Source organism: Paraburkholderia sp. FW306-2-2C-D06C (assembly GCF_058781505.1).
In genome coordinates, this window is record NZ_JBYSWU010000001.1 from 1 (window position 1) to 12482 (window position 12482).

The following is a 12482-nucleotide window of genomic DNA, read 5'->3' on the forward strand; positions in this document are numbered from 1 at the left end:
AAAAGTAGGTGCTCCCCCGCACAGGGGGAAAGCTAATAAACCAATATCAAATCAAGGAAAGGCCAACGCCGTAGGCAATACCACCATAAGTGCCGCACGGGCAAAAAATCAAGGAAAGGCCAACGCCGCAGGCAGTACCACCATAAGTGCCGCATAGGCAAAAAATCAAGGAAAGGCCAACGCCATAGGCAAACAAACATAAGAAGCGCCGCGAAGGCAAAAAAACATCCTAAACTTGCATCAAGCTTTCCCAAGCCCCCGGCAGGGGACAAAACCCAGGAAGCCTGATTCATCGAGAGACCCCCGCCCGGCAGGGTCCCAACGGCGGGACCACAAAAAAAGAAAGTGGAGACAACCGAGATGACATCACCGATACGAGCGAAAACGGCGCTAAAACCTACCACCCAAGCGCCAGCATCACTAATAGCAATAGCTATTGCACTAACCTCATGCCACGGCGGCAATAACATCAAACCACAGACCAATGTCCTCCCGGGCTTCATCACCAGCCCGGCGAAAATCCAGTCCTACGACGGCAACACCGACGACCTCCTCACTGCCGGCCTCGGTAAAACCGGCCTGGCCTCGGCCACGGCGCCGACCATCGCCAACCCATCACAACCCACCGCCGCCGAGCTCCGGCGTCTCGCCATCTGGTCGAACTATCGCGCGCTCGTCGACATGACGGCAAACGGCGGCTACGGGCGTTTCTGGGGTCCCAATGTCGACCTGAACGGCAACGACACCCTCGGGGAGGGCAAAATCGCCGGCAAGGAATATCTCGCGTTCGCCGACGACGGCAGCGGCAAGCAGAACGTCAGTATGCTCGTGCAAATCCCGGCGAGCTTCAATCAGGATCAGCCATGCATCGTCACGGCGACCTCGTCGGGTTCGCGCGGCGTGTACGGCGCAATCTCCGCAGCCGGCGAGTGGGGCCTCAAGCGCGGTTGCGCGGTCGCCTACACCGACAAGGGCGGCGGCAACGGCGCGCATGAACTGTCGACCAACCTCGTCACGCTCATCGACGGCACCTTGCAGGACGCAGGCACCGCCGGCAAAACCAGCATCTTTACCGCGAATCTGAGCGGCAGCGCGCTCGCTGCCTTCAACAGCAATTTCCCGAATCGCTACGCGTTCAAGCACGCACACTCGCAACAGAATCCGGAAAAGGATTGGGGCAAAAACACGCTGCAAGCCATCCAGTTCGCGTACTGGGCACTCAACGATTCATTCGGCACGCTCGACGGCTCGACACGCACCGTGCGCTACGCCAACGGCACGATCATGACCATCGCGGCGTCGTTGAGCAACGGCGGCGGCGCGGCGCTTTCCGCAGCCGAACAGGACACCGGCGGCTGGATCACGGCAGTCGTGGTCGGCGAACCGCAGATCAATTTGCGGCTGCCCGCGCAAGTGTCGGTGACCCAGGGCGGCGTGCCGGTCGGTGCAATCGGCAAACCGCTCGCCGACTACATGACGCTCGCGAATACGTTGCAGCCGTGCGCGGCGCTCGCGCCCGCCGCGGCCGGCGCGCCGTATCTGAGCGCGTTGCCGCTCGCCACGACCACGGCGATTCGCACCGCGCGATGCGCGTCGCTGGCGGCCGACGGCGTCATCGCCGGCACTACGGTGACGGCCCAGGCGACTAATGCGCTGGCGCTGCTGCATCAAAACGGATATCAGACTGATTCCGATCTCCTGCAGGCGCCGATGTGGGATTCCCAGGCAGTGCCGGCCGTTGCCGTGACCTATGCCAATGCGTACTCGCTGTCGAGCGTCGCCGATAACCTCTGCAACTTCAGCTTCGGCACCACGAGTTCAACCGGTGCGGCGGGCGTCACGCCGGCGGTGTCGCCGATGCTCACGGTGTTCGGCACCGGCAACGGCGTGCCGCCGACCAACGGCATCAACCTCGTCTACAACGTGGGCACATCCGGCGCGGCGGATCATCGCCGGGCGAGCGCGGATGGCAGCTATGCGGGCGCCGCCTGTCTGCGCAGACTGTGGACGAACGGCGGATTGAGCAGCAGCGTCGAGGCGATCCGCGTGAACGCCAACCTGCACGGCAAGCCGGCCATCATCGTGCAGGGCCGCGCCGATGCGCTCGTACCGATCAACCATGCGTCGCGTCCCTATCTGGCGATGAATCAGTTGGCCGAAGGCGGCGCGAGCAAGCTGTCGTTCTACGAAGTGACGAACGGCCAGCATTTCGATGCGTTCCTCGGCGTCGCCGGCTTCGATACGCGTTTCGTGCCGGTCCATTACTACAATCTCCAGGCACTCAACCTGATGTGGAACCATCTGAAGAACGGCACGCCGTTGCCGCCTTCCCAGGTGATTCATACGACGCCGCGCGGTGGCACTGCCGGCGCGGCGCCCCCGCTCAGCACCGCTAACCTTCCCGCGATTGCCACGAGCCCCGGGCCCGACGCGATCACGGTCGCCAACGGCGCGGTGAACGTACCGAACTGAGGAGCGGCGGCCCGCGGCGTTGCCCCGTATCGACGCCAACCCCATCCCAGGCCAGAATGCCACTTGCGTGCAGCGTGGCGGGCGCACGGCGCCCGCTGACAATATCGAACAGCAACGATAGCTTTAAAGGGGCTACCCGCATGCTGAATCTGAAACGTGTCTCAGGCAGCCAGCCGAGAGTCAAGACTATCCCCTGCGTTGCCGGTCTGTGTCTCCTGCTGGCTTCGGGCGCGAGCGACGCCCAGGAATTCTCGATGTTCGGCGGCGGCTCGCGCGCCGGCAGCACGAACACCTACACATGGGCGTTCAACTATCAGGAAGGGCTAGGCCAGTATTTCGCCGCCAGCTTTACCTGGCTCAACGAAGGCCACATTCCAGACCATCATCGCGATGGCCAGATGATCCAGCTCTGGGGCCGTATTCCGGTAGGAAGCCCGCAGTTCGTCCTGCAAGCGGGCATCGGTCCATACCGCTACTTCGATACGACGACAGCCCAGCAAGGCGGAAGTTATTCCGACACCCACGGCTGGGGCGTGGTCTACAGCGTGCGCGCCGCATACTACGCCTCGAGCCGGTGGATCACGCAGCTCCAGTTGAACCGTGTGCACGTGCAGCGCGGGCCGGATGCGACGAGCGTGATGTTCGGCGTCGGCTATCAGCTCGACGCCCCGAACACACCCGGTCCGCGCGACTGGGCCAGCAGCAGTACGCACAAGGTCACGAATAACGAAGTGGCGGTGTATGTCGGCGAAACCATCATCAACTCGACCAGTTCGCCAACCGCGCTGGGCGGCGCGATCGAGTACCGGCGCGGCCTTGCGAAGTACCTCGACGTCACCGTCGGCTATCTTCACGAAGGCAGCAGCAAGGTGGCGCGGCGCGACGGTTTCACCAGCCAGCTGTGGGCAACCCGCGCGTTTATGAACGACACGGTCACGCTGGCGCTCGGCGTCGGCGCGTACTATGCGATCAACGAATACGAGGGCAGTCTGACGCCGGGTCCGGGCGCCGGCAAGTTCTCCGGCCTCGTCACGATTGCGGGCTCATATCGCTTTACCGACCACTGGAATGGACGGATCGAATGGAACCGGGTCGTGACTCGCTATGACCGGGATTCGGATGTGATTTTCGCCGGAGTGGGATATCGATGGTAAAGGCGTCGTGGCACCATTTGGGATCGCGTCCCAGAATAGCGAAAAGCAACAGGCGAGCTTAGCTGCAAGCAGTCTTCTAAAACCAGTCGTGAAGATCCGCAGAAAAGACGGAGAAGAGCATGAAAGCCAGCACCATTGCCGAACGGGAGGCCCGTGGCCGTGCCGCCCGCGAGCACTCGAAGCGCTCGAGCCATCGCACGGTGGGCGAACTGAACCGCAACCCGATCGAACTGCTCAAGCAAAGCAGCGAGGGCCGTGTCGTCAACCTCATACCGTTGCGCTATGGGCGCATGGCCGTCTCGCCGTTCACCTTCTTTCGTGGCACCGCGATTCTGCAAGCCAGCGATCTCAGCCAGATCTCCGATACCGGCCTCACCATGCCGATATGCGGCGACGGCCACCTGATGAATTTCGGTGGTTTCGCCACGCCTGAGCGGCAACTCATATTCGATTTGAATGACTTCGACGAAGTATCGGTCGGTCCTTTCGAGTGGGACCTGAAACGTCTGACCGCGAGCCTCGTGGTCGCCGCGCGGCACATGCGTTTGAGCCGCGGCGCGGCCGAGAATCTGGTGATGACGGCTGTCACCGAATATCGCGATCGCATGGCGCAATATGCGCAATGCGGCGCGCTCGAACTCTGGTATGACCGCATCACCTTCGACCGGATGGCGGAAACCGCGCTGACTCCGGAGCGCCGCCGCACCGTGCGGCGCGGCATGGAAAAGGCCGCGAACCGCACTCACGAAAGCTTGCTGGAGAAAATGGCCGAGCGCGACGGCGATCGCTGGACGATCCGCGATGCGCCGCCGGCGCTATTCCACGTGCTGGGTTCGAACACGCTCTTCACGCCGGAAGAGACCGACATGTTCAAGAGCGCCAACTGGCGCAAGCTGCTCGAACGCATGTGGGGCGAGTATCTGAAGACGATGTCGCACGACCGGCGCGAACTGCTGAGCCATTTCACCGCACAGGATATCGTCTTCAAGGTGGTGGGCGTCGGCAGCGTGGGCACGCGCTGCATGGTGGTGCTGAATGTCGATCACATGGACAAGCCGCTGTTCCTGCAAATCAAGGAAGCGCGGCCGTCGGTGATCGCGCAGTACTACAAGTCGCCGGCGGTCAAGCACGAAGGCGAACGCGTCGTGCAAGGGCAGCGTATGTTGCAGGCCGCGAGCGATATCTTCCTCGGGTGGGCGACTGGGCCGGCAGGGCGGCATTTTTATTTCCGGCAACTGCGCGACATGAAACTGTCGGCCAGCATCGAGTTATTCGACACCGATCTGCTGGAAGGCTATGCACGGCTGTGCGGCTGGATCATGGCGCGCGCGCATGCCAAGGCGAGCGGCAAGGCGATCGAAGTCAGCGCGTATATCGGCCGCAGCGATCAGTTCGCGGAAGCGCTTGCCGGCTATGCGGCCTCTTACGCGGACCAGGTGGAGCGCGATTACGACGCGTTCATGAAAGCCTGCCGCAGCGGCGAGCTTCAGGCTCGCAGCGATGACGACATGGCGGCGGATTTTCGCGTGTAGCGGCGGTATTGCACGGCTCGCCGCGTCCCCGGCGGCGAGCCGCAGGCGCCGTATTCAGGCGTCGATATGCGCTTCACGTGCTTCGCGCAGCGTGACGAAACGCAAGTTCCGGCGGCGCACCGCGTCGATCACACGCGGCAGGACCGCGAGTATCACCGGTTTGGCGTCGACGGTGAGGGCGGCATTGCCGTCGTGCAGCAGCAGGATATCGCGCGCGGCGAGGCCGTCCAGCAGCCGCTCGGCGACGACTTGCGGATCGCGCTCGCGGGTATCGAAGCCGCGTCGCGTCCACGCCGCGAGCCGCAGATCGAGCTTCTGCAGCACGGGTTCGAGAAAGAGATTGCGCAAACCGGCAGGCGCGCGGAAGAACATGGGCCGCTCGCCGCTCAGCTCTTCGAAGGTGCGCTGCGCGGCGTCGATCTCGCGCGTGAGCGCGCCGGGAAACGTCACTGAAAAGGTGTGCACGTGGACCTGCGAATGGTTTTCAAGCGCATGGCCGCGTGCGACGATCTCGCGCGTCAGCGCCGGATAGCGCTGCGCGTTCGCGCCGATGCAGAAGAACGTGGCGCGCACGCCGTAGGCGTCGAGCAGATCGAGCACTTGCGGCGTGACAACCGGGTCGGGGCCGTCGTCGATGGTCAGTGCAACGGCGTCGGCATTGCGCGCCCCGGCGGGCAGCCGCGTCCAGTTCGGACCCAGCAGCGAGGTGCGCGGCAACAGGCCGGCCACCGTGAAGATGGCGTGATTCGCGACAATCGCGGCGAGCCACCAGGGCCACGCGGACGGCGCGAACAGCCAGCCGGCCAGCACGGCAACGTGCCATGCGGCGGTGGCGGTCAGCATCGCGGGATAGCCGGTGCGCGGCCAGCGCCGGCGCGGCGCGGCGGCTTTGGTGCTATCCGCGTTTTGTGGCGGCGAGGAGAATTCAGTCATTAACGGTGCTTCCGGGTGCTTCCTGTCTTCCTTCCTCCGTCCTGGGAAGGCCTTGCTTTGCGCGCATCACGCGCAACAACAAACGATACCATCGTTGCGCCGTTTCAAACCGGCGTGCATAAGAAGCGGGAAATAATGAAGGCAAGTTGAAAGACTTTATGCTTCGCGACAACCCGGTCGCGTTTTCGAACAGCGTCTTCCAGTACGGCGTGCGCATGATCGTGAAGAAAAGCTCGGGCGTGAAGGACTTTTCCGATCTCGCGGGCAAGACCGTGGTGACGACGGCGGGCACGTCCGGGGAACGCCTGCTGCGGCAGATGAACAGTGAGAAGGGCGTGAATATGCGCCTCATCAGCGCCAGGGATCACGCGGAATCCTTCCTCAATGTGAAGACCGGGCGCGCCGTCGCATTTGTGATGGACGATCCGCTGTTGTATGGTGCCAAGGCCCAGGAGGCGGATGCTAACGACTGCCTGATCGCCAGCACGTCGCCGATGTCCGAGGTGTAGGGTTGTATGTTCCGCAAGGAAGATCCGGGCTTCAGGAAACTCGCCGGCCGGTTACGCACGGTTCAATCCGCGCGGTGAAGTCCGGCAGGTTCGCGCGGCCGATCTGCAAAACAAGGAGAAGTGCTGTGACAGTAACGGGAACGAGGAAGGTCGCGCTGGTGACGGGCGCGGGCAGCGGCATCGGCCGTGCCTGTGCGCTGAAGCTGCTGGAACGCGGCTATAGCGTCGTGCTGGCGGGCCGTCGCCAGGCGGCGCTCGACGCGGTCGTCGAGCAGGCGCAACTGTTGGGCGGCGATGCGCTCGCCGTGGCTTGCGACGTCACGGATGCCGCCAGCGTCGCTGCGCTGTTCGACACGATTCGCGCGCGGCACGGCCGGCTCGACGTGCTGTTCAACAACGCCGGCCGCAACGGGTCGCCCGTCGAGATCGACGAACTCGATATCGACGAATGGCGTTCGGTGGTCGACACCAATCTCACGGGTGTGTTTCTCTGCACGCGCGCCGCGTTCGGTCTGATGAAAACGCAGACGCCGCGCGGCGGCCGCATTATCAACAACGGCTCGATCTCGGCGCACGCGCCGCGGCCGAACAGCATTGCCTACACGGCGACCAAGCACGCGATCACCGGTCTCACGAAAGCCGTTTCGCTCGACGGCCGCAAGTACGACATCGTCTGCGGCCAGATCGACATCGGCAATGCCGCGACCGAGATGGCCGAACGGATGGCGCGGGGCGTGCCGCAGGCGAACGGAGAGATCGCCGTCGAACCGCTGATGGACGTGCAGCACGTGGCCGATGCGGTGCTGCATATGGCGGATCTGCCGCTGTCGGCGAACGTGCAGTTCATGACGATCATGGCGAGCAAGATGCCTTTCGTAGGCCGGGGCTGACCGCAAGACCGAGGCGGCGCAGAACGCGATGCGCCGCCGCGCGCGGCGCGGAAGATCAACTTATACTGAGCGCGTCCCGTCATCCGGAAGCCATTCGCCGTGCCCCGAGCCACGCCCAAGGACGACCCGAAGCCGGTGCCGCCCGTGCAGCCTGACCTCGACGATTGTTGTCATAGCGGCTGCACTCCATGTGTCTTCGATCTTTACGATGAAGCACTCGAGCGCTATCAGGCCGCACTCGCCGAATGGCAGGCGCGGCAGGTGCGGCACGAGCAAAAGGCGCGGCAGAGCAAGCCGCGCTCGCGCCGCTGAACGGCGCTTCAATGCTTAACGTCCAGGCCGGCCCCTACCCAACGTCCCTGTCATGACCGACCTTCAGCCCGCTCGCATCGAACCCTTCAGCGGATTGCACGCCGACTCCCTGCACGCCGACTCCCACACGCTAGACGACCTGCACAGCTTCGTGCAGCGTTATCCGCGTCTGTTCGTGCTGACCGGCGCGGGCATCAGCACCGACTCCGGCATCCCTGGCTATCGCGACGACAACGGTGAATGGAAACGCTCGCCGCCGATCACGTTGCAGGAGTTTCTCGGCACCGTCGCGATGCGTCAGCGCTACTGGGCGCGCAGCATGGTCGGCTGGCCGGTGGTCGCCGACGCGCAGCCGAACGCGGCTCATACCGCGCTCGCCCGGCTCGAAGCGGCCGGTCACGTGCCGACGCTGGTCACGCAGAACGTCGACGGTTTGCATCAGCGTGCGGGCAGCCGCGACGTGATCGAATTGCACGGCGGGATCGACGGCGTGACGTGTCTCGACTGCGGCATGCAGCACACGCGCGCCTCGATCCAGCAGACGCTCGAAGCCGAGAATCCCGCGCTGCTGAACGTCATCGCCGAAACCGCCGCCGACGGCGACGCGCATCTGGAATGGCACGATCTCGAGGCGTTCCGCATTCCGGCGTGCTCGAACTGCGGCGGCTTGCTGAAGCCGGCGGTGGTGTTCTTCGGCGAAAGCGTGCCGCGCGAGAGAGTCGAAGCGGCGTCGCACGCGCTCGATGCGGCGGACGCGGTGCTGGTGGCCGGTTCGTCGTTGATGGTGTATTCCGGCTACCGCTTTTGCGTGTGGGCGCAGAAGCAGGGCAAGCCGGTCGTCGCGATCAATCTTGGGCGCACGCGGGCCGATCCGCTGCTCTCGCTTAAAATCGCCGCGCCTTGCGCGGACACGCTGACCGCGCTGGCGGGCCGTTTGGCGCTGGATTGAGCAGGTTCGGCCAGACAGATCGAACCGCGCCGCGCGCCGCCATCGCCGATAATCACACGCTCAACGCAACGCCGATCCAACGAAATCCACCGCTACGGTGCAAAGGAAAGCCGATGTTGACGACGATCGAGCAACTCGAAGCAATCTACGGTCAGCCACACGAACGCTCGGTGCGCAAAGAGATTCTGTACGTCAACGAAGACTATCGCGCGTTCATCGAAGCCGCGCCGTTCGTCGTGCTCGCCACCGCCGGGCTCGACGGCCTCGACTGTTCGCCGCGCGGCGACGCGCCGGGTTTCGTGCGCATCGTCGACGAACGGACGCTCGCGTTGCCGGACCGCGTCGGCAACAATCGCCTCGACAGTCTGCGCAACGTCATCGCCGAGCCGCATCTGGCGCTGCTGTTCATCGTGCCGGGCGTGGGCGAAAGTTTGCGCGTGAACGGCCGCGGCCGCATTTCGAACAATCCCGAATGGCTTGAAAGCTTCGCCGTTGAAGGTAAACTGCCGCGCACCGTGCTGCTGATCGACGTCGACGCGGTGTACTTTCATTGCTCGAAAGCGCTGGTGCGCTCGAAACTGTGGGATGCGGCGCAGCATGTGGAGCGTTCGCGCCTGCCGAGCGCGGGCGAGATTCATCGGCGTATCAACGGCGCGAGCTTCGATGCCGCTACCTACGACCGTGAACTCGTCGAGAGACTGCGCACCAGCCTGTATTGAAGCTGAGTTGAAACTGAGTTGAAGCTGAGTTGAACCGAACACAAGACATGACCGAATCTCATCCCGCGCAGCGGCAACATTCACCGTCTGCCGAACGCAATCGCGAACCGATCCTCGCGGTGCTGCGCGAGGTGTTGCCGGCCACCGGCCGGGTGCTGGAAATCGCCAGCGGCACCGGCGAGCACGCAGTGTGCTTCGCCGGCGCGTTGCCCGGCCTCGACTGGCAGCCGAGCGATCCCGATGCCGACGCGCGTGCTTCCATCGCCGCGTGGGTCGCGCATGAAAAACTGGCGAACGTGCGCGCGCCGCTCGCGCTCGACGTGCATCAGGCGGATTGGGGTGTGGATACGCTCGACGCGGTGGTCTGCATCAACATGATTCACATCTCGCCGTGGACCGCGGCGCAAGCGTTGTTCGCCGGCGCGAGCCGGTGTCTCGCCGACGGCGGCGTGCTGTATCTGTACGGTCCTTACAGGCGCGGCGGTGCGCATACGTCACCGAGCAACGAGACGTTCGATCAACATTTGCGCAGCAGCGATCCCGCATGGGGTGTGCGCGACATGGAGGCCGTGATAGCGTTGGGCGCACCGGTCGGCTTGCTGTGCGACGAGCCGATCGCAATGCCGGCCAACAATTTCAGCCTGGTTTTCAGGAGACGCCGGAGCGCGGCGCGAGTCTGACAAGCGTTCGGCTGCGTGCGAACGTCCGGCGGCTCGCATGCAGTGAAAAGCTCCGTTCATCGCCCGCCGCCAAGCGGCAAGCCGGCATTTCTTTTATCCTTTCACCCTCGCCGTCCCGCCGACGATCATTCCGGCGCGACGTCCCGACATTTTTTGGACTCTGGAGAATTCACATGGGCAAACAGGCCATTGGCGTGGTAGGGCTAGCGGTCATGGGCCGCAATCTGGCGCTCAACATCGAGAGCCGCGGCCATGCGGTGTCGGTATTCAACCGTAGCCGTGCGAAAACCGACGAACTCATCGCCGAATATCCGGACCGCAAGCTGGTGCCGGCTTTCACGCTGGAAGAGTTCGTCGAGTCGCTGGAAAAACCGCGCCGCATTCTGCTGATGGTCAAGGCAGGCGAGCCGACCGACGCCACCATCGCCTCGCTCAAGCCTTTGCTGGACAAGGGCGACATCCTGATCGACGGCGGCAATACGCATTTCACCGACACCATCCGCCGCAATCAGGAGCTGGCGAAAGCCGGCCTGCACTTCATCGGCACGGGCGTGTCGGGCGGCGAAGAGGGCGCGCTAAAAGGTCCGTCGATCATGCCGGGCGGCCAGCGCGATGCTTACGATCTGGTTGCCCCGATCCTCACCGAAATCGCCGCGAAGGCGCCGGACGGCGAGCCGTGCGTTGCTTACATGGGGCCGGACGGCGCGGGCCACTTCGTGAAGATGGTGCACAACGGCATCGAATACGGCGACATGCAGCTGATCGCCGAGAGCTATGCGGTGCTCAAACAGGTCGCGGGTCTGTCGAACGAGGCGTTGGGCAAGGTCTACACCGAATGGAATCAGGGCGAGCTCGACAGCTATCTGATCGAAATCACCTCGAAGATTTTCAGCAAGAAAGACGAAGAAACCGGCAAGGACCTGGTCGACGTGATCCTCGATCGCGCCGCGCAGAAGGGAACCGGCAAGTGGACCAGCCAGAACGCGCTCGATCTCGGCGCGCCGCTGCCGCTGATTACAGAAGCGGTGTTCGCGCGCGTGCTGTCGTCGCTGAAAACCCAGCGCGTGGCCGCGAGCAAGGTGCTCGAAGGGCCGAAGGCGAAGCCGCTCGACGTCGAGCGTGACGCGTTCATCGAATCAGTGCGCCGTGCGCTGTACTTCAGCAAGGTGATTTCGTACGCGCAAGGCTTCGCGCAACTGCGGGCGGCGTCGGAAGAATATAAGTGGGACCTCGACTTCGGCACGATCGCGAAGATTTTCCGCGCCGGCTGTATCATCCGCGCCCGCTTCCTGCAAAAGATCACGGACGCCTATACGAAAGACAAGGCGATTGCCAATCTGCTGCTCGATCCGTACTTCCGCGACATCGCCGCGAACTACCAGTCGGCGCTGCGCGACGTGGTGATCGCCGCGATCAATGCGGGCGTGCCGGTGCCGGCTTTTGCATCGGCTATTGCGTATTTCGACGCTTATCGCTCGGAACGCCTGCCCGCGAACCTCGTGCAAGCGCAGCGCGATTTCTTCGGCGCGCATACGTTCGAGCGTGTCGACAAGCCGGGCAGCTTCCACGCGAACTGGAGCTGAGCGTTTGAATCGCGGCCCGGCGCGCGCTTGCCACAAGGCGCGCCGGGTGGCGGCAGTGATTGACGCCAGCGATTGAAATTGAGATGGGCAATTATTGCTGAAAACTATCATTCAGATAGCATGTGGGTGCAGTGGGTTGCGAACTATTGCGAAAATCGAAATAGAGTTTCGTCGTTTTGGGGGTTTCCCCTAGATGTCGGCGCTCCTAAACTTGTACTTAAGCGCTACGGGACATGGGTCCCGGGCGAAATCAAAACAAGTTTTGGAGGTTAATCATGAAGACGTTTATTTCCGCAGTTGTCGTTGCCGCCGCTCTGGCCGCTCCTGTTGCTTCGTTTGCCCAATCGAACCAGCCCGTGACGCGCGCTCAAGTTCGCGCTGAACTGGTGCAACTCGAAAAGGCCGGCTACAACCCGGTTGGCGATCACGTCGACTACCCGGCCAACCTGCAGGCCGCACAAGCACGCGTCGATGGACAGAACGGCGCCGCTCAAGCTGTGAACAGCGGCTACGGCGCACCGATCGCCGGCAGTTCGCAAGCTGGCCGCCCGATTAACGGCAACGACCGTCAGTCGGTTTACTTCGGCAACTAATTTGCGCCGAAGCTGATGCAAACAAACATCGCCTGGGTGACAGGCGGTGGGCAATAAAAAAACGCCGACCGGTTTCCGGACGGCGTTTTGTCGTTTACGGTCCGCGTGGGCGGTTTGCCTGGAGACTGGAGCCGCGGTTCAGCATGCCGGGCAGTC

Annotated in this window: 11 protein-coding genes and 1 pseudogene; 11 read left to right on the top strand and 1 reads right to left on the bottom strand. The window is 63.3% G+C overall.

The features are described 5' to 3' along the window. Nucleotides 1-360: 360 nt before the first annotated feature. The 3 genes from AC3WLT_RS00005 (at nucleotide 361) to AC3WLT_RS00015 (ending at nucleotide 5158) form a co-directional block, all read left to right on the top strand. Nucleotides 361-2472, top strand: coding sequence for a D-(-)-3-hydroxybutyrate oligomer hydrolase (locus AC3WLT_RS00005; protein WP_492589584.1), 2112 nt, complete (start codon nucleotides 361-363; stop codon nucleotides 2470-2472). Between the two features lie 140 nt (nucleotides 2473-2612). Beyond that, on the top strand, nucleotides 2613-3626 hold the full coding sequence (locus AC3WLT_RS00010) for a hypothetical protein (protein ID WP_492589586.1): 1014 nt from the start codon (nucleotides 2613-2615) through the stop codon (nucleotides 3624-3626). A 119-nt stretch (nucleotides 3627-3745) separates the two neighbouring features. Next, a complete protein-coding gene (locus AC3WLT_RS00015; RefSeq protein ID WP_492589588.1) occupies nucleotides 3746-5158 on the top strand; it encodes a DUF2252 domain-containing protein in 1413 nt (470 codons plus the stop codon). 54 nt (nucleotides 5159-5212) lie between these two features. On the opposite strand, the gene AC3WLT_RS00020 is transcribed toward AC3WLT_RS00015, so the two are convergent. Further along, nucleotides 5213-6091 (bottom strand): polysaccharide deacetylase family protein, encoded by an 879-nt coding sequence (locus AC3WLT_RS00020; RefSeq protein ID WP_492589590.1) that lies wholly within the window; start codon nucleotides 6089-6091, stop codon nucleotides 5213-5215. Between the two features lie 164 nt (nucleotides 6092-6255). Between AC3WLT_RS00020 and AC3WLT_RS00025 the strand changes: the two are divergent. From AC3WLT_RS00025 to AC3WLT_RS00060, 8 genes and pseudogenes are all read left to right on the top strand, one after another. Next, nucleotides 6256-6597 (top strand): annotated as a pseudogene (locus AC3WLT_RS00025) (ABC transporter substrate-binding protein); the annotation flags it as partial. Between the two features lie 128 nt (nucleotides 6598-6725). Then, on the top strand, nucleotides 6726-7490 hold the full coding sequence (locus tag AC3WLT_RS00030) for an SDR family oxidoreductase (protein WP_492589592.1): 765 nt from the start codon (nucleotides 6726-6728) through the stop codon (nucleotides 7488-7490). 99 nt (nucleotides 7491-7589) lie between these two features. Then, the gene (locus tag AC3WLT_RS00035) at nucleotides 7590-7802 is read left to right on the top strand and encodes an oxidoreductase-like domain-containing protein (protein WP_492589594.1); all 213 of its coding nucleotides are present in this window, start codon (nucleotides 7590-7592) and stop codon (nucleotides 7800-7802) included. Between the two features lie 52 nt (nucleotides 7803-7854). Further along, on the top strand, nucleotides 7855-8751 hold the full coding sequence (locus tag AC3WLT_RS00040) for an NAD-dependent protein deacetylase (protein WP_492589596.1): 897 nt from the start codon (nucleotides 7855-7857) through the stop codon (nucleotides 8749-8751). A gap of 113 nt (nucleotides 8752-8864) precedes the next feature. Beyond that, nucleotides 8865-9470 (top strand): pyridoxamine 5'-phosphate oxidase family protein, encoded by a 606-nt coding sequence (locus AC3WLT_RS00045; protein WP_492589598.1) that lies wholly within the window; start codon nucleotides 8865-8867, stop codon nucleotides 9468-9470. A 47-nt stretch (nucleotides 9471-9517) separates the two neighbouring features. Continuing rightward, the gene (locus AC3WLT_RS00050; RefSeq protein WP_492589600.1) at nucleotides 9518-10150 is read left to right on the top strand and encodes a DUF938 domain-containing protein; all 633 of its coding nucleotides are present in this window, start codon (nucleotides 9518-9520) and stop codon (nucleotides 10148-10150) included. A 173-nt stretch (nucleotides 10151-10323) separates the two neighbouring features. After that, nucleotides 10324-11733, top strand: a complete 1410-nt coding sequence (gnd, locus tag AC3WLT_RS00055) for an NADP-dependent phosphogluconate dehydrogenase (protein WP_492589602.1) — start codon at nucleotides 10324-10326, stop codon at nucleotides 11731-11733. Between the two features lie 275 nt (nucleotides 11734-12008). Beyond that, nucleotides 12009-12326, top strand: coding sequence for a DUF4148 domain-containing protein (locus AC3WLT_RS00060; protein ID WP_492589604.1), 318 nt, complete (start codon nucleotides 12009-12011; stop codon nucleotides 12324-12326). The last annotated feature ends 156 nt before the right edge of the window (nucleotides 12327-12482 follow it).